At 44.3% G+C, this 17,240-nt stretch carries 15 protein-coding genes; 10 read left to right on the forward strand and 5 right to left on the reverse strand.

What is annotated here, in order from left to right:
• Positions 1-40: 40 nt before the first annotated feature.
• From J4N43_RS06165 to J4N43_RS06175, 3 genes are all read right to left on the reverse strand, one after another.
• Entirely contained in the window at positions 41-1,402 is a 1,362-nt protein-coding gene (locus J4N43_RS06165) for an L-serine ammonia-lyase (protein WP_005376899.1), read from the reverse strand.
• Positions 1,403-1,499: 97 nt separating this feature from the next.
• Entirely contained in the window at positions 1,500-2,753 is a 1,254-nt protein-coding gene (locus tag J4N43_RS06170; protein WP_005388284.1) for an aromatic amino acid transport family protein, read from the reverse strand.
• Positions 2,754-3,098: 345 nt separating this feature from the next.
• Positions 3,099-3,698 (reverse strand): CoA pyrophosphatase, encoded by a 600-nt coding sequence (locus tag J4N43_RS06175; protein WP_005376901.1) that lies wholly within the window; start codon positions 3,696-3,698, stop codon positions 3,099-3,101.
• 231 nt (positions 3,699-3,929) lie between these two features.
• Between J4N43_RS06175 and J4N43_RS06180 the strand changes: the two genes are divergently transcribed.
• Both J4N43_RS06180 and J4N43_RS06185 read left to right on the forward strand, forming a co-directional pair.
• Positions 3,930-4,469 carry a heme NO-binding domain-containing protein gene (locus tag J4N43_RS06180; protein ID WP_005388282.1) on the forward strand — a complete coding sequence of 180 codons (540 nt, stop codon included), beginning with the start codon at positions 3,930-3,932 and terminating at the stop codon, positions 4,467-4,469.
• Positions 4,470-4,476: 7 nt separating this feature from the next.
• Positions 4,477-6,177 (forward strand): ATP-binding protein, encoded by a 1,701-nt coding sequence (locus tag J4N43_RS06185; RefSeq protein WP_005376903.1) that lies wholly within the window; start codon positions 4,477-4,479, stop codon positions 6,175-6,177.
• A 364-nt stretch (positions 6,178-6,541) separates the two neighbouring features.
• Here the strand turns inward: J4N43_RS06185 and pabB are convergent, their stop codons facing one another.
• Entirely contained in the window at positions 6,542-7,906 is a 1,365-nt protein-coding gene (gene pabB, locus J4N43_RS06190) for an aminodeoxychorismate synthase component I (protein ID WP_053350682.1), read from the reverse strand.
• A 270-nt stretch (positions 7,907-8,176) separates the two neighbouring features.
• On the opposite strand from pabB, the gene J4N43_RS06195 reads away from it, so the two are divergent.
• The 8 genes from J4N43_RS06195 to J4N43_RS06230 all read left to right on the forward strand — a co-directional run bounded on the left by J4N43_RS06195 (position 8,177) and on the right by J4N43_RS06230 (position 16,066).
• Positions 8,177-9,694: a fumarate hydratase gene (locus tag J4N43_RS06195; protein ID WP_158159700.1), complete on the forward strand. Its 1,518-nt coding sequence runs from the start codon at positions 8,177-8,179 to the stop codon at positions 9,692-9,694.
• Between the two features lie 174 nt (positions 9,695-9,868).
• Positions 9,869-10,054 (forward strand): hypothetical protein, encoded by a 186-nt coding sequence (locus tag J4N43_RS06200; protein WP_005376906.1) that lies wholly within the window; start codon positions 9,869-9,871, stop codon positions 10,052-10,054.
• A gap of 256 nt (positions 10,055-10,310) precedes the next feature.
• On the forward strand, positions 10,311-11,687 hold the full coding sequence (locus J4N43_RS06205) for a YcjX family GTP-binding protein (protein ID WP_053350683.1): 1,377 nt from the start codon (positions 10,311-10,313) through the stop codon (positions 11,685-11,687).
• Positions 11,684-12,724: a YcjF family protein gene (locus J4N43_RS06210; protein ID WP_053350684.1), complete on the forward strand. Its 1,041-nt coding sequence runs from the start codon at positions 11,684-11,686 to the stop codon at positions 12,722-12,724. Before J4N43_RS06205 ends, J4N43_RS06210 begins: the two co-directional genes overlap by 4 nt.
• Positions 12,725-12,824: 100 nt before the next feature.
• Complete coding sequence (gene tyrR, locus J4N43_RS06215; protein ID WP_053350685.1) at positions 12,825-14,369, forward strand: transcriptional regulator TyrR; 1,545 nt, start codon at positions 12,825-12,827, stop codon at positions 14,367-14,369.
• 36 nt (positions 14,370-14,405) lie between these two features.
• Entirely contained in the window at positions 14,406-14,990 is a 585-nt protein-coding gene (rimJ, locus tag J4N43_RS06220) for a ribosomal protein S5-alanine N-acetyltransferase (RefSeq protein WP_005376916.1), read from the forward strand.
• Between the two features lies 1 nt (position 14,991).
• Complete coding sequence (locus J4N43_RS06225) at positions 14,992-15,579, forward strand: HD domain-containing protein (protein ID WP_005376917.1); 588 nt, start codon at positions 14,992-14,994, stop codon at positions 15,577-15,579.
• Positions 15,580-15,592: 13 nt separating this feature from the next.
• Positions 15,593-16,066, forward strand: a complete 474-nt coding sequence (locus J4N43_RS06230) for a DUF2947 domain-containing protein (RefSeq protein ID WP_031781188.1) — start codon at positions 15,593-15,595, stop codon at positions 16,064-16,066.
• Positions 16,067-16,109: 43 nt separating this feature from the next.
• Here J4N43_RS06230 and J4N43_RS06235 read toward each other — a convergent pair whose 3' ends face one another.
• Positions 16,110-17,072 carry an integron integrase gene (locus J4N43_RS06235; RefSeq protein WP_017636093.1) on the reverse strand — a complete coding sequence of 321 codons (963 nt, stop codon included), beginning with the start codon at positions 17,070-17,072 and terminating at the stop codon, positions 16,110-16,112.
• Positions 17,073-17,240 lie beyond the last annotated feature (168 nt).

Consider the following 17,240-nt stretch of genomic DNA (forward strand, 5'->3'; position numbering starts at 1 on the left):
AGCATAAACTCGGGTTTTGATTGGTATTCAGAAAGGCGTGTTAGCAAATCACTTTGATTGCTAGACCACCTTGAGATGTTTCGCGGTATTTCGCGTTCATGTCTTTACCTGTTTCTAGCATGGTTTCGATAACCTTATCTAGAGAAACAGTTGGAGCTGAAGAGCGACGTAGTGCCATGCGAGTAGAGTTGATTGCTTTTACTGCCGCAATACCGTTACGCTCAATACATGGAACCTGAACCTGACCTGCAACTGGGTCACACGTTAGACCTAAGTTGTGCTCCATCGCGATTTCTGCTGCCATACATACTTGCTCTGGGCTACCACCCATAAGCTCAGCAAGGCCTGCTGCTGCCATAGAACATGCCACGCCAACTTCACCCTGACAGCCAACCTCTGCACCAGAGATAGACGCGTTACGCTTGTAAAGACCTCCGATTGCGCCAGAAGCTGCAAAGTAACGGATGTAATCTTTTTCAGTCACAGTTTGGATGAACTTATCGTAGTAAGCCAGTACCGCAGGGATGATGCCACACGCACCGTTAGTTGGTGCTGTAACAACGCGGCCACCTGCTGCGTTCTCTTCGTTTACTGCGAAAGCAAACATGTTTACCCAATCAACAACAGACATTGGGTCGTTTGTTGTCTTTTCTGAAGTAAGTAGCTGCTGGCGAAGTGCTGCTGCACGGCGAGGCACACGCAGTGGACCAGGCAAAATACCTTCTTCATTCATGCCGCGATCCATACACTCGCGCATTGTGCGCCAGATGTTCGCGAAATAAGTACGAGTTTCTTCATCTGAATGAAGCGCATGCTCATTCTTCATGGTTAGTGCGCTGATGGACAATCCACTTTCGTGGCATTGGTTAACCAGTTCCTCTGCCGTTGTAAACGGGTAAGGTACTTTTACTGGGTTCTCAGCTTCTTTACCGAAATTTTCTTCATCAACGATGAAACCACCGCCGATAGAGTAGTAAGTTTTTGAGTACGCTTTTTCGTCATCAATCCAAGCGTGGATCTGCATGCCGTTTTCGTGTAGCTCTAGGTTTGTTTTGTGGAAGTTCATTCCACCTTCACGTGGGAACGATACTGTGTGACAGTGCATGCCAACAGGAAGGCGTTCAGTTTCTTCTACACGAGCGATAAAGCCCGGGATAGAATCGATATCAACTTTCTCAGGAGTGTTGCCTGCAAGACCCATGATGATAGCAATATCTGTGTGGTGACCTTTCCCTGTCAGTGATAGTGATCCATAAACGTCAACGGTGATTTTAGTGATGTCGCGCAGTTTTCCCATTGCACGAAGATCATCAATAAACTCTTTACCCGCTTTCATTGGGCCTACAGTGTGTGAGCTTGAAGGTCCAACACCGATTTTATAGATATCAAAAACACTAATCATATCGATTACCTCAGAAGAAAGCCTCCCAAGGGGAGTTGGGAGGCTTAATTTTATCGTTATATTTTTGGATTAATCATACTGCACTGGGCAGAGATGATTAAAGAGCGCCGTAGATTACAGAACTAATTGCAGCAAGACCACAGATTGCTGTGAAAATTTGCACAGGTGCTGAAGTTTTGTACTTAGCCATCGCAGGAACTTTTTGCATTGCGAAGATTGGCATCAAGAATAGGATTGCCGCAATCATCGGTGCACCCATTGTTTCAATCATACCTAGGATGCTTGGGTTAACGATAGCAACGATCCAAGTTGTGATTACAATGAAGATTAGAGACATCTTCTCGATCTTGCTTACTGGTGATTTTGAACGAGATTTCACTAGACCAACTAGACCTTCGTGCGCACCTAAGAAGTGGCCAAAGTAGCTAGAGGTGATCGCTGCGAAAGCAACCAATGGACCCATGTAAGAGATCAGTGGAGATTCATGCACGTTTGCTAGGTAAGAAAGAACAGAGATGTTTTGCTCTTGCGCTGTTGCTAGTTGCTCTGGAGACAGAGAAAGTACAACAGAGAAAACGAAGAACATAACAAAGCCCATCAGCATCATTGCTGCGCCACCAGTGATAGCGTCAGTTTTCTTAACTGCGTCATCACCATATACACGACGTTGCTCTTTAGAGAACTGAGAAATGATTGGGCTGTGGTTGAAAGAGAACACAATAACAGGGATTGCTAGCCAAACGATAGCTGGCATTGCACCCCAGTCAGGTGACACTTCCATCATTGAAGTGTTCCAACCAGGAATTAGGTATACAGACAGTGCTAGTAGGATGAACACGAGAGGGTAAACCATTGCTGAAGTTGCTTTTAGCATAAGCTCTTTACCGAATACTACGCCAGCTGTCATTGCAGCAATAAGTGCACCAGAAAGTAGCCAGCGAGGAATAGATTCCATGCCCATTTGGTTAACTAGGAAAGAGTCAACTGTGTTTGTGATACCAACACCGTAGATAAGTACGATTGGGTAGATAGCGAAGAAGTAAGCGAACGTAATAAGGTTTGCGCCAGTCTTACCAAAGTGCTCTTCTACTGTGTCGGTGATGTCCGCTTCAGGGTTTTTCGCAGAAAGAACGAAACGAGCTAAAGATTTGTGTGCGAACCAAGTCATTGGTGCTGCGATTAGGGCTAGGATTACTAATGGCCAGAAGCCACCTGCACCTGCTTTAATAGGAAGGAACAGTACACCTGCACCTACTGCCGTACCAAAAAGGGACAGACACCAGGTAAAGTCTTTGTAAGAAAACTTACTAGACGATTGTGCGGTAGAAACCGCAGAAGTAGTTGTATTCATTTTTTAGTTACTCATTTTGGGAACAGGAAATAAGTCGGGAGTAATTTTGCAAGATTTTACACTAGGAAAATTAGATCTAAATCATTTATTGCTTACGCTTATTGAATGATATGTCAAAAACCTGCTTTTTATCACGAAAATGATGTGCTACTCGTGATTTCTGCTAATGAGTAAAATTAGAAAAACTTATCAATAGGGCTGTTTGTATAAATTTATTTCACCGCAAGCGTTTGCGGTGAAAATGGAAAATTAATCTAATGTGAATGAATGTTTATGAAGCAACGTTTTATTAATATTGATGCGCATAATGATCGCGCCTATAAAAGCACCGATATCAACAACTGTTTAATGTGAAATAATATGTTTTTGCATTGATTCGATAATTTGTGCCGTCATGCCCCAGATGAAATGCTGTCTATATGGGATAGCAAATACACGATGACTGCTTCTTTTTAGGTCAAATTTGGTGCTATACAATTTTTTGGGGTTCAGAATATGGTTGGCAGGAACCTCAAAAACTGACTCTACTTCATTTGGGTCAATATGCGTTTTATATTCCGGAGAAACAAAAGCCAAAAAAGGCGTCACATTAAACTGACTAATCGTTGGTAGTGTAGGAAGTTGACCAAACACATGAATATGCTCATCTTCTATCCCAACTTCTTCTTTGGTTTCCCTTAAAGCTGTATTCACGAGCTGAATATCTTCCTGCTCATATTTGCCACCGGGAAAGCTGATTTGACCCGGATGATGGCGTAAGTGGGCTGCACGCTTAGTCAGAATGACTTGTAACCCGTCATCGCGTTCCACAAAACCGATTAAGACTGCCGCATCTCTCAGGGATTTTTCTTTCATCCATTTCAGTCGTGCAAGGGACTCTTTGTGGTAGCCCGTTGGAAGCCGAAATTGAAAGTTCTGTAGTAAATGAGTTTTGTCGATAACCAAACTGAGTCCTTATTTATCGTGCCTAACCATTATTTATTATACTCAAAGACGGCAAAGCGTATGGCGTTATCGTTACTGGTTACCAAATAAAACATTCGCATTAAAGCACTCGCCAGCACTTTCCCTCTTTGTGTTGTGTGTCTCACTCTGCTTGAACATATTAATTTGAAACTTATAAGGTTATACACCATTCTTTATTTTAGGACGTCACTATAGGACAAGTATTGGCCAATGAAAGGGATTATTTTCACCGAGTTCATGGAGTTAGTAGAAGAGAAATTCGGTCTTGATGTGTTAGACCAAGTTCTCGATCTTTCTAACGATGAAGGTGTTTACACCGCTGTTGGTAGTTACGATCACAAAGACTTGGTTAAGTTGATCGTGAATCTCAGTAAAGTATCTGGTGTTCCCCCCGAGCAACTGCAAGAAGTGTTTGGAGAGTGCGTCTTTTTGAATTTACTTCGCTCCATTCCTAGTCACGCCAGTTTGCAACAGTGTGAAACGACGTTTCAATTTGTTCGCCATGTTGAAGACTTTATTCATGTCGAAGTTAAGAAGCTCTATCCTGATGCTAACCCTCCGCAATTTGATTTCATTAGTGAAAACCAATCCCAATTGGTATTTGACTACCACAGCGCAAGATGTATGTCTCACGTATGCTTAGGATTGATAAAAGGTTGTGCTGCACATTTTGGTGAGGTAGTTCATATCAAACATCAAAACCAGTCAGAAGATGGCAGCAAAGTACGTTTTTGGTTAGAGGCTCAATAAGAACGATATGACGGGAAGTTCCTCATTAGAAAGGAAACTCAAACGAGAAGTTGCATCAAGAAAAGCAGCTGAGCAGCTGTTGGAACAGAAAAGCTTAGAGTTATATGAATCCAACCAGCAACTCAGTGTTGCATTGAAAAAGCTAGAGCTGAAATCTAAAAAGGATCTTCGTAAGTTTGAGTTTGAAGAGCAAATTGATGCCACGTTGATTAAGTTCGGTCGTACTTTTTTATCGAGCACGTTCGATGAAGCAATGATAGCGAGCTTTATTGAGCAGCTCACTTCTAACTCGATCATTTCTGCGGCTTACTTGTTTCTTGACGCTACAAAGCTGAGCTCATTGCGTCGTCATCACTTTGGTCACTTACAGCTTCGTCATAACAACGAGATTTTCACCACTCCTAATTGGCAGGGAGAGAATTTGCATTTGCCAGTTATCATTGATGGGGAAACGGTTGGGGAGTTGATTTTCTCTGTGTTGCAAGATCAAATCGATCAGTCTTTTATTTCCAAACAGATGGAGCTCGTGTCTGACTTAGTTCATGGTGTTATTGGTCGACACTTAAGTTTAGAGCGAGAGGTCGAGCTGAGAAAGCGGGCTGAGGAATCAGAAAAAGCGACGAAGGAGTTTGTCGCCATGATTAACCATGAGCTGCGAACTCCTCTCAATGGCGTATTGGGTAGTGCGGAGTTATTGAGTCGAACCCAATTAGAAGAAGAGCAGCGTCAATACTTGAGCAATCTGACTCAATCAGGGGACTTATTGAGAGTTATCATTAATGATCTTCTTGATTTCAGTAAGATGAATGCCGGTATGATGGAAATCATACATAAAGTCTTTGCCTGGGAGGAACTTGAAAAAGCCATCATGGGTGTATTTGCAGCTAAGGCTGCGGAAAAACGTATCCATTTCTCTATCGACAAAAAGCTGGGGATCCCGGAATTTTTAGTCGGTGACTTAGAGCGCATTACACAAATTTTGGTTAACTTGGTGGGAAACGCGATTAAGTTTACTCACTTGGGTGGCGTGGTGTTACGGGTGGAATGGCTTAACGGCACGGCTTATTTTGAGGTTGAAGACACTGGTATTGGCATCCCAATAAAAGCACAGCCGTCACTATTTGATCCATTTGTCCAAGTTGATCGCTCGGCGAAACGCAGCTTTGAAGGCTCAGGTTTAGGTCTCGCGATTTGTAAAAATCTCGTGGATTTGATGCAAGGTCAAATTAGCTTTGAGAGTGAAGAGCGCAAAGGGACAACTTTTAAAGTTGCTATTCCTCTTGAGGAAGGGCAAGCACAAGGCACAGCAGAGGGGGAATTGGTCACCATAGAGCGAAGCGATTTAGCAGGACGCTCAATATTAGTGGTTGATGACATCAGAATGAATCAAGTCATTGTTACTCAAATGCTGAAAAAACTCGACATTACACCTGATTTAAAAGCCAACGGCAAAGAAGCATTAGAAGCGGTGAAAAGTAAAGACTACGAACTGATATTCATGGACTGCCGAATGCCAGAAATGGATGGTTATGAGGCGACGATGTATCTGAGAGAGCGTGGCTTTACTCATCCTATTATTGCATTAACCGCTGGCACTACCATCGAAGAGCGTCAAAAGTGCATTGATTCAGGCATGGACGACATCCTCACTAAGCCGTACACCGCAACCGATATCGAACAGATTATGTGTAAGTGGCTTGAGCAGTAGACGCTGCCTCTTAAAAAGTATGTTTGTTGGCCAACGGCTAAAAGCTAAAGTACATGTAAATAAAGCACACAAAAAACGCACCACGCTGGATAATGCCGATCATTTAACGATGTTTTTTGGGTCGTTCTAGCGAGCCTTGGCGATACTGAGAATCTAGTAGCAGTACGATGAGCGGGTAATGAAACAAATTTGACCACAAAGTGCTTGAATAGAAGAACCTGTATCACGCTCCTTCGTCGCTGTGCAGGGTGATGAGATACAGAAATATGCCACTCGTTGTTAAACGAGCGGCATTATCCGTTCTGGAGGCGTTTTAGATTGTTTTCGTCAATAGCATTAAAGTGGCGTTGTGTGCTGTTGAAACCTACGATTGCAGCGCTGGCAAAATCTTTGAAAGCTTATCCAACGTTTCTTGATACTCAGAGGCGCAATCGCTATCTGCCACGACGCCGCCGCCAGCCCAAGCGTAAAGTTTGTTTTTTTCCGCTACAAGAGTTCGGATAGTAATGCTGGTGTCCATACGACCATGGCGTGAAATGTAGCCAATACTGCCGCAATACGCGCTGCGTCGATGCGGCTCCAGTTCTTCAATGATCTGCATTGCGCGAACTTTAGGTGCGCCCGTAATTGAACCGCCTGGAAAACACGCTCGCAGCAAATCCGCAGGAGCGTATTGTTCATCCAAATTTGCACGAATGGTGCTCACCAAATGATGTACGGCAGGGAAGCTTTCAATATCGAACAACTTTGGCACGTGAACGCTACCCGGTGATGCAACCCGACCAATATCATTACGCAGCAAATCGACAATCATCAGGTTTTCTGCCTGATCTTTTTCCGCTGTCTGCAAGTCATGGGCATTAGCGTTATCTTGCTTTGGATCTTCGCTGCGTGGTCGAGTACCTTTGATTGGTTTCGTTTCAATGACGCGATCTTTGAGCTCTAAAAAGCGCTCTGGAGAGATACTCAAAATCGAAGACTCAGGCATACGGATAAACGCTGAGAATGGCGCTTGGTTGGCGGACTCCAATTTCAGATACGCTTGCCACTCACTGCCTTGATACGGTGCGTTAAAGCGCTGCGCCAAATTGATCTGATAACAGTCACCGCTCAGCAAGTATTCTTGCACCTTGTCAAAGCGAGTGGCGTAGCTTTCTTTCGTCATGTTTGACTGCCAAGCACCAGACAAAGCAAAGTCAACGGTTTGTTCTGCTTTTTGCTCGTTTAACCACTGCCAAGCTTGCTCGATGTTCTGACCGACTAAGCATGCTTTTTTTAGCTGGTGGTCAACAACAACGGCCCATTCATACAGACCTACCGCCATATCCGGCGTGTTGAGGTCCTTTTCTGCCACTTCTGGCATCGTTTCTACGCGGCGACCTAAATCGTAACTGAAGTAACCGAGCGCACCGCCGACAAAAGGCAGATCCAATTCTTTATTTAACTCTACGTGAGGAAGCCACTGTTCTTGCAACTGATGAAGCAGCGCAAATGGGTCATCTTGAGTTGAATAGGCATTCGATGGCGTTTCAACTTGTGTGTTGTCGGCAGTGGTTTCTAACGTTGCAATTGGGTTGGCAACCAATACATCGAAGCGGCTATCGATATGCGTTTCTGATGCAGAACGCAGCAACATCGCCCAAGGCTGGTGTTGAATGCGAGAAAAAAGGTGAAGAGCAAACTCTGGTGCGTATTCCAGCGCTTTAAAATCAATGAATTGATTGTCCATGTTGTTCATTTGTGTAATTTGTGACAAAGAGATCGTTCACTGCATGGCATGTCATGGGCAGCAAGAGTATCATATTCCTCTGTATAGCCAAACTCCCTCTATTCATAGGGTTTTGAGATGGTTTACAAGTAGGCAACTTCAGCATTTCGTGTGTCGATATCAGCCGTTCGACAATTGTTTATAAAAAACGAAGCTCAAAAGAGCAATAAGCTCAACAAACACGATTGAAGCCAAGCCAATAATGGAAGCATAACTATAACGAGGCATGTAATGACGGTAATACGCAAGCAGGATGTGATCAGCAGTGTCGCTGATGCGCTACAGTATATTTCTTACTACCACCCGCTAGACTTTGTTCAAGCTCTTGAAAAAGCCTATCACCGCGAAGAGAGCCAAGCCGCTAAAGACGCGATTGCTCAGATCCTAATTAACTCCCGAATGTCCGCAGAAGGTCACCGTCCAATTTGTCAGGATACTGGTATTGTGACGTGTTTCGTCAACATCGGTATGGGCGTGCAATGGGATTCGACCGACATGACGGTTCAGCAGATGGTAGATGAAGGTGTTCGACAAGCGTACACGAACCCTGATAACCCGTTGCGTGCGTCAGTACTTATGGATCCTGCCGGTAAACGTATTAATACCAAAGACAACACGCCTGCCGTCGTACATATCAACATGGTTCCGGGCGATAAAGTTGAAATTCAGATCGCTGCGAAGGGCGGCGGTAGCGAAAACAAAACTAAGATGGTGATGCTAAACCCATCTGACGATATTGCTGAGTGGGTAGAAAAAACGCTACCAACTATGGGGGCGGGCTGGTGTCCTCCTGGCATGCTTGGCATTGGTATCGGCGGTACGGCTGAAAAAGCAGCGGTATTGGCAAAAGAATCTCTAATGGAACACATCGATATTCAAGAGCTTATCGACCGTGGTCCACAAAACGCAGAAGAAGAGCTTCGTTTGGATATCTTCAATCGCGTGAACAAACTTGGTATCGGTGCGCAAGGTCTTGGCGGTTTGACGACTGTTGTCGACGTTAAAATCAAAACTGCGCCAACGCACGCGGCTTCTAAGCCTGTTTGTTTGATCCCGAACTGTGCGGCGACTCGTCACGTACACTTCACGCTTGATGGTAGCGGCCCAGCAGAGCTAACAACACCTAAACTAGAAGATTGGCCAGATATCACTTGGGAAGCGGGCGAAAATACGCGTCGCGTAAACTTAGACACAATTACTAAAGAAGAAGTACAAGAGTGGAAGACAGGCGAAACGGTTCTTCTATCAGGTAAAATTCTGACTGGTCGTGATGCTGCGCATAAACGTATTCAAGGCATGCTAGATAACGGTGAAGGTCTACCTGAAGGCGTAGATCTAAACGGTAAGTTCATTTACTACGTAGGCCCTGTCGATGCAGTTGGTGATGAAGTCGTTGGTCCTGCTGGCCCAACAACATCTACGCGTATGGATAAATTCACCGACATGATGCTAGAAAAGACCGGCATCATGGGCATGATCGGTAAAGCTGAGCGTGGCCCTGCAACGGTTGAATCTATCAAGAATCACAAAGCGGTTTACCTAATGGCTGTAGGTGGCGCTGCATACTTGGTGGCGAAAGCGATCAAGAAAGCTCGCGTTGTCGCATTTGAAGATTTAGGTATGGAAGCGATTTACGAATTTGAAGTTGAAGATATGCCAGTAACAGTGGCTGTCGACTCAAATGGTGTTAACGCGCACCAAATTGGTCCAGACACTTGGAAAGTGAAAATTCAAGAGATGGAAGCATAAGGCAAAGGGCAATCTTGCTGCGTCTCAGTAGAGAGAATGTGACAAGGTGCTGATTTACCTAGCAAACAATTGACAAAAGTGCAGCGAAACCTGCACTTTTTGTCTATATAATTAAGGATATAAACCTTTAGGCATAGCAATCAAACGTTATGCGAACAATAATTAGGAGACGGCATGCCTCGTTTTATTCAGATTCTACAAATTATTCTTGCTGTAGTGATAGGTGGCTTTGTTGGCTATGACTTGATTCTTCACGGTATCAGCATCTTTGATGAAAAGTACGTGACCATCACATGTGTGTTGTGGCTGATTTTAGAAATCGCTCTATTTGTTATCTATAAGTTGATCGAAGACGACTAGGCTTAAAGAAAGCGGGTTCCTGTTTAACATAGTAATCAGCGCATATAGAGTTACTAATGCTGTAGATTAAGTAAGCCTCTGAAGCACTCAGGGGCTTTTCTTTTTTTAATACAGCATTAAGCCGGATGTTTTGTTCATCTTTTATTAAGGTATATAAAGTTAAACTCGTAGAATTCGGGATAGAACAGTATTCATAGATCGAAATTCGAAGTCGCTGACAACGTTGTTTTAAAGTGGAGTAAGATAAAGAAGCGTAATGAAGAGAATAAAGAAAGAAGTTAATGACTTTATCAACAGAGGTATGGACTCTAATGTTCGAATTGCTGTCACCGGACTTTCTCGTGCCGGTAAGACGGCATTCATCACGTCATTAGTGAATCAGCTTCTTCATACTGCAACCCATGACAATTTGCCTCTTTTGACTGCGGCTAGAGATAAGCGCCTTATTGGAGCGAAACGTGAGCCTCAATCGAATATGATGGTGCCACGCTTTGCTTACGATGAGGCGATGAGCCAAATTCATGCTACTCCACCTCAGTGGCCAGTACCGACACGTGATGTGAGTGAGATTCGCTTAGCGCTCAAGTACAAACCAAATAAAACCACGAAAAAGCTGTTGAGTAAAACCGCAATTTTAAATGTTGATATTATCGACTATCCAGGAGAGTGGTTGCTCGACCTGCCTTTATTGGACATGGACTTTGCAACGTGGTCGCAAACTCAGTTTGATGCACTTAAAGGCCAGCGTGGCGATTTAGCCAAAGCTTGGCTTTCTGAACTAGAGAAAGTGGACCTCTATGCAGAAGTGAATGAGAAACTACTTGAGAAAGTTGCACACACATACACCGAGTACCTTCATGCCTGTAAAGACGCTGGCCTTCATTGGGTTCAGCCTGGCCGCTTTGTATTACCTGGTGAGCTAGCAGGCGCGCCGGTGCTACAGTTTTTTCCGTGTCGTGTTGATTCGGAAAGCAAAGCGTCCAAGGGCAGTAACTTAGCGATGTTAGAAGCCCGTTTTCAGGAATACCAACAGAAAGTCGTGAAAGCGTTTTATAAGCATCATTTTGCGACCTTCGATCGCCAGATTGTACTGGTGGATTGTTTGCAGCCTCTCAATGCCGGTGATGAAGCGTTTTACGACATGCGCCAAGCGCTAGAACAGATCATGCATAGCTTCCGCTATGGTCGTAGTAGCTTTTTGCGTCGTTTGTTCTCACCCAAAATCGACAAAGTGTTGTTTGCTGCTACAAAAGCGGATCATATCACGCCCGATCAGCACCCAAATTTGGTGTCTCTGCTCCAACAAATGGTGCATCCAGCATGGCAAACGGCAGCCTACGAGAATATTGAGATGAGCTGCATGAGTATCGCTTCCATCCAAGCAACCACGACGGGGTTTATTTCCTCTGGAGATAAGACCATCCCGGCGTTACAAGGAACAACATTGGGTGGTGAGCCGATGACTATGTTTCCCGGAGAGGTGCCGAAAAAGCTACCAAATGCAGCGTATTGGCAAAACAACGGGTTTGATTTTACGTCGTTTCGTCCGATGCCCTCACCGAATGATGAGCCAGTGAAGCACATACGCTTAGACAAAGCATTGGATTACCTGATTGGAGATAAATTGAAATGAGTGAGTTGAAGCAAAAACAAGTTTTCTCTGAAAAGGTAATGGAAAAAGAGCAGCAATCGAATCAACCGGAATTGACGGCGCAGCAAACATTCGGCGAAAAAGAAACATTTGTACCTGTTGAAGTTAAAGAAGCGCACCAGGAGACCGAACAGGAATTGCAACTCGAGCATGTCATTCGTCCAAAATCGGGCAGAAAATGGCTCGCGACTGGCGCATTTGCAACTTTTGCTGGTCTGGTTGGCTGGCAAGCGGTGGACTCGGTTATAACCGCAATTCAGGCTTCTGATTGGCTGGCCTTAAGCTGGACGGGGTTTATTGCTGCGATCGCTTCGCTTGGTTTAGGAGCTATGGGTAAAGAGCTTTGGAAACTGCGAAAACTACGAAATCATTTTAGTGTTCAAGAAGAAGCAGAAGCACTTGTTAATAGTGAGAGCGTTGGGAAAGGGAAAGCCTTTTGCGAAACCGTAGCAGAACAAAGTGGTGTGATGGCAGAGAATCCGGGCTTTGATCGTTGGCAGAACAGTATTAACCCTGCTCATAGTGACGCTGAAATTCTTGATATGTATGACTCGATGGTGGTGAGCCAACAAGACAAGTTGGCAACGAAAATCGTATCACAGCACGCAACCGAGTGTGCGGCCCTAGTCGCCGTGAGCCCTCTGGCTGCCGCTGATATGTTGCTGGTGGCGTGGCGAAATTTCAAAATGATCGACAACCTCTCCAAGGTATATGGGGTAGAGCTAGGTTATGCATCTCGCATCAAGTTACTAAAAGCGGTATTTGTCAATATGGCGGCGGCTGGTGCCAGTGAGCTCGCTATTGATGCCAGTATGGATTTGATGTCGATGGATCTTGCTGGCAAAGTTTCTGCTCGTGCGGGGCAGGGGCTAGGTGTTGGTATTCTAACGGCACGTTTGGGCTTGAAAGCGATGACCTTATTGCGTCCACTACCCTGGTATCCTGACCGTCAGGTTAAGTTGGGCACCATACGCAAGGCAGTGGCGGCGAAAGTTGCATCAATTACGATGAAACCGTAACGAATATCAACTTTGATGGATAGGATTGCTTGACGCCATTCCAAGCATGATAGAAACTACTGTCAACTTTTCCTGACAGTTGTGAATTGGGATATTTTAAGTGCGTCTTGAAGTCTTATGTGAAGATCGACTCGGCTTGACCCGAGAACTGCTCGATATTTTAGCGTCTAAAAGCATCGACTTGCGTGGTATCGAAATCGATATTAGCGGTATTATCTATTTGAATTGCCCGGATATTGATTTTGATACGTTTAGTGAGCTGATGGCTGAAATCCGCCGTATTCCGGGGGTGAAAGACGTACGTAAAATCCAGTTTATGCCGATGGAGCGCCACAATACGGAGCTGCTCTCGTTAGTTGATAACTTGCCCGATCCTGTTTTTGCCATTGATCTTAAAGGTGCCGTAGACATGGCAAACATGTCTGCACTTTCATTGCTTGGCCTTCACAAGCAAGAAGTGATTGGTACTCAAATCGGTGCTTTGTTACCAAGTGTTCGTTTCTCTCGTTGGTCTGAGGGTGTGAATGGCCGAACACGGGAAAACCTTGTGATTGAGGGCTTGGACTATGTTCTAGAGTTGATGCCCGTTTATATCCGAGACGAAGCGCAAAACTCGACTCTAGCGAGTACTCTAATGACGATTCGCTCTAGTCAGCAAGTTGCCAGAATTGAAGAAGCGCTACCGCTGCATAACCCTCTGGGTTTTGAGCACTTTGTTGGTATATCGAACCGTCATAAAGCACTAATGAACCAAGCTAAGAAGCTGTCTGTGCTTGACCAACCATTGTTGATTGAGGGCGAAACGGGGACCGGTAAAGAAATGCTTGCTAAAGCTTGCCACAGCCGTTCTAGCCGCGCGAGCAAGCCATTCCTAGTTTTGAGTTGTGCTTCTATGCCTGACGATGTAGCAGAAACCGAACTTTTTGGTCATGCGCCGGGTTCATTCAATCATGAACAAGGCCACAAAGGCATCTTTGAGCAAGCAAATGGCGGCACGGTATTTCTTGATGAAATCGGTGAAATGAGTTCGCACCTTCAAATCAAGCTGTTACGTTTTCTACAGGATGGTAATTTCCGTCGTGTCGGTGCAGAAGATGAGATGCATGTCGATGTTCGTATCATCGCTTCAACAAAACATAACCTTGCCGAGCTTTCTGAAGCAGGAATGTTCCGTGAAGATTTGTATTATCGTCTCAACGTACTTACGCTCAGCATTCCTCCGTTACGTAAGCGCTCAAACGACGTTGCACCATTGCTTGAGTTGTTTGTGGCGAAACATGCTCAACAGCTTGGGATTGATAAGCCAGAGTTTGATGATGGTCTAGTTGATGCCCTTGCAAATTATCAGTGGCCAGGAAACATGCGCCAGCTGGATAACATGGTTCTTCGAGCGCTCACGGAAATGGATGGTGATATACTAAACGCGGATCACTTCAATTTACCTCAGCCTCAGTCAGTCGGCGCTGGTAGTGCAACGCTTAACATCGACGGTTCTTTGGATGAGATCATGCGTGATTATGAATCTCAAGTTCTGGAACGTTTGTATCAGTCATTCCCATCAAGCCGCAAGCTTGCTAAGCGCTTGAATGTATCGCATACCTCAATCGCTAATAAACTGCGTGATTACGGTATACGTAAGAATTAATCGAATTGAACGAAAAGACGGAATTAATCATTTGTAATGGAAGATAACAGCTCATCTATCGCCGTTCATAAGTTGGACGGTGACTTGCTTCTTCGTACCGCTGAAATCGGTGACGCAGATATGATTGCCGAATATTTTCAAGCCAACCGAGAATACCTGAAACCGTTTGAACCGAAACGTGAAGAGGCTTTTTTCTCAGTGAACGGTTGGTTGCAAAAGCTTATCAAGCTCAATGAGCTGCATCGAATGGGATTGGGGTATTATTGCCTTTTAGTCAGAGCCTCTTCGGGTGAAATGCTAGGTACGATATCCTTTAGTAGTTTGAGTCGTTTTCCTTTTTATTCTTGTAACGTCGGATATTCTCTCGCTGAAAAAGCGCAAGGGCATGGTTATATGCGTCGTGGATTAACCATGGCTTGCGACTACATGTTTAACGTTCAGAAACTGCATCGTATTCAAGCTGGCTACATGCCTCACAATAAACGCAGTGAAGCTGTGCTAGAGCATGTAGGTTTCAACCGAGAAGGGTATGCAAAAGATTACCTTTTGATTAATGGTGAGTGGCAAGACCACGTTCTAACTTCGCTTATTAATCCGAATTGGCAGCCAGAAGGGCGATAGTATGGAACGATTGGAAAAGCAGTTAGCACTTGTAATCGAGCTCGATAAACTCAAAAGCATTTTGCGCCGAACTCGAGTTAAAAGTGCTGAAGGGCGCCTCGAAAATAGTGGTGAGCATAGTTGGCATGTCGCACTGATGGCAATATTGATGGAAGAGCATGCGAATGCACCTGTTGATATTTGCCGAGTGATGAAAATGTTATTGATACATGACGTAGTAGAGATCGACGCGGGCGATACCTTTGTTTATGATACTGCTGCGTCTCAAGAGCAAGCAGAAAAAGAAATTAGAGCCGCAGAGCGCTTGTTTGGTATGTTACCCAGCGATCAGGAGCAAGAGCTATTGGCGCTTTGGCATGAATTTGAAGCCGCGCAGACCGATGATGCTAAGTATGCAAAAGCACTCGATCGGTTAATTCCAATGCTCTTGAACTACCATAATAATGGTCAGAGTTGGAAGGAACATGGTGTCTCACGCGAACAAGCACTTACCATTAATAAACGAATTGAATTTGGCTCTGTTACCTTATGGGACAAAGCGAAAGAGTTGATTGAAGAAGCCACAGAGAAAGGTTGGCTGAAATCGTAATAAAGGAGACTGAATGTCTTATTTGCCTTTGGACGAATACCAAAGAAAATGGATTTTTACGCATCAGTCGATGCCTGTGCCAGAAGAAGATTTGGCTTTTATTAAGCCGATGAGCCAAGCCCGTTCAGCACAATTTTGGAAAGAAAATATCAGTGCTCAAAGCCCTGATATGGATAGACTTAGTTCCCAAGACTGGCCAATGAATGAGGCGAATTGGTCTGAAACTGTGGATTGGATGGCTGCGTGGGAGTCGGATGATCCTGACATGCCAGCGGAAGTTGAGGCACATATCGATTGGCAAGACGATGTGACCGTTTACTTTTGCTACGAGAAGTACAATGTCATCGAAACGAAATGGTCTATTTTTAAAAAGCACTGGAAGAACTTTCTCTTTTATGATGATGGTCCGATACTAATAGGACGTCGCCGTTCGCAAGCACTTTGGTTTGATTCAAAAGGCAATGTGAAACTCGGTGTTCGTCAATAAAGAGTTATAAAACAAAGCCACCTTTCGAGGTGGCTTTGTTTTTCTAAAGGCTGGATAATGGACTCAACACACCACCAGCCCCGCGCTCGATAACGTGAGTATAGATCTGCGTGGTTTTTACATCAGTATGCCCTAATTGTTCCTGAACAGTTCTAATGTCTGCGCCAGATTCCAATAAGTGCGTGGCAAAACTGTGTCTTAGTGTGTGGCAAGTTACAGTTTTCTCAATGCTTGCGTCGCTTGCCGCGCGCTTTACTGCTCTTTGTATTGCGCTTTCATTGATATGATGCCTTCTCAATTCACCAGTGTCTCGATCTGCGCTTAACTTTGTTGATGGAAACAAAAAGTGCCAGTTAAAATCTAGCTCCGCTTTTGGGTATTTACGTCGTAAACCTTCAGAGATGTATACGCCCGCATAACCAGGCATGTGCCTATCTTTAAAGTAGTAGTTTCTTGCTAAATTAACTTGAGCTTTGAGTGGTTCATGTAGTTCTTTGGCTAATGTGACTGTACGATTTTTACCTCCTTTTCCTTGCCAAACGCGAACTGCACCATAATCATAATCGATGTCTTGAACTCTTAAGCGTAAACATTCCATAACTCGAAGCCCGGAGCCGTAAAGTAGCTGAATATGGAGTCTATACCTCGGGTCGATATGCTGAACGAATCTTCGGATCTCTTCCCTGGTTAACACAACGGGAAGTTTCTTTTCGGTCAAAGATTTCTGAAATCTCATATCAAGTGATAGTGGGGTTTTGAAATAATCACGATATAAAAATGATATTGAGTTCAGCGCCAAAGCTTGCGTTTTTACCGCAACTTTTTCTTCTACCGCTAAGTAACTCAGAAATTGAATGACATCATCTTCTGCTAGTGTTGATGGGTGTGCAAGCTGGTGAAAAGTGATAAAGCGTTTTATCCAAAATAGATAACTTTCGATAGTTTTATTCGCATAATGACGAGTAAGCATGTGCTCTTTTACACTAAGTAAAAACTGACTTTTCATGATAAATTAACCTGTTTATTTATACAGATCCGTTAATGTATCACCACTTTTGAAATTAGCGTGCTGTGCGCCGCCTAATTGCGCGCGCTACCACACATATTCATACTGTTTTTCTATTTGTTTCATACATATAAGTGCTACGATTGATAGCGCTTTTGATAAGAAAGA

Source organism: Vibrio sp. SCSIO 43009, from assembly GCF_023716525.1.
GTDB lineage: Bacteria > Pseudomonadota > Gammaproteobacteria > Enterobacterales > Vibrionaceae > Vibrio > Vibrio alginolyticus.

What these genes read in the sequence shown, in the direction of transcription:
- J4N43_RS06235 (WP_017636093.1), bottom strand. Translation starts at nt 17,072, where the DNA reads ATGAAAAGTCAGTTTTTACTTAGTGTAAAAGAGCACATGCTTACTCGT.
- pabB (WP_053350682.1), bottom strand. Translation starts at nt 7,906, where the DNA reads ATGGACAATCAATTCATTGATTTTAAAGCGCTGGAATACGCACCAGAG.
- J4N43_RS06210 (WP_053350684.1), top strand. Translation starts at nt 11,684, where the DNA reads ATGAGTGAGTTGAAGCAAAAACAAGTTTTCTCTGAAAAGGTAATGGAA.
- J4N43_RS06180 (WP_005388282.1), top strand. Translation starts at nt 3,930, where the DNA reads ATGAAAGGGATTATTTTCACCGAGTTCATGGAGTTAGTAGAAGAGAAA.
- J4N43_RS06165 (WP_005376899.1), bottom strand. Translation starts at nt 1,402, where the DNA reads ATGATTAGTGTTTTTGATATCTATAAAATCGGTGTTGGACCTTCAAGC.
- J4N43_RS06205 (WP_053350683.1), top strand. Translation starts at nt 10,311, where the DNA reads ATGAAGAGAATAAAGAAAGAAGTTAATGACTTTATCAACAGAGGTATG.
- J4N43_RS06230 (WP_031781188.1), top strand. Translation starts at nt 15,593, where the DNA reads ATGTCTTATTTGCCTTTGGACGAATACCAAAGAAAATGGATTTTTACG.
- J4N43_RS06170 (WP_005388284.1), bottom strand. Translation starts at nt 2,753, where the DNA reads ATGAATACAACTACTTCTGCGGTTTCTACCGCACAATCGTCTAGTAAG.
- J4N43_RS06195 (WP_158159700.1), top strand. Translation starts at nt 8,177, where the DNA reads ATGACGGTAATACGCAAGCAGGATGTGATCAGCAGTGTCGCTGATGCG.
- J4N43_RS06185 (WP_005376903.1), top strand. Translation starts at nt 4,477, where the DNA reads ATGACGGGAAGTTCCTCATTAGAAAGGAAACTCAAACGAGAAGTTGCA.
- J4N43_RS06200 (WP_005376906.1), top strand. Translation starts at nt 9,869, where the DNA reads ATGCCTCGTTTTATTCAGATTCTACAAATTATTCTTGCTGTAGTGATA.
- J4N43_RS06225 (WP_005376917.1), top strand. Translation starts at nt 14,992, where the DNA reads ATGGAACGATTGGAAAAGCAGTTAGCACTTGTAATCGAGCTCGATAAA.
- rimJ (WP_005376916.1), top strand. Translation starts at nt 14,406, where the DNA reads ATGGAAGATAACAGCTCATCTATCGCCGTTCATAAGTTGGACGGTGAC.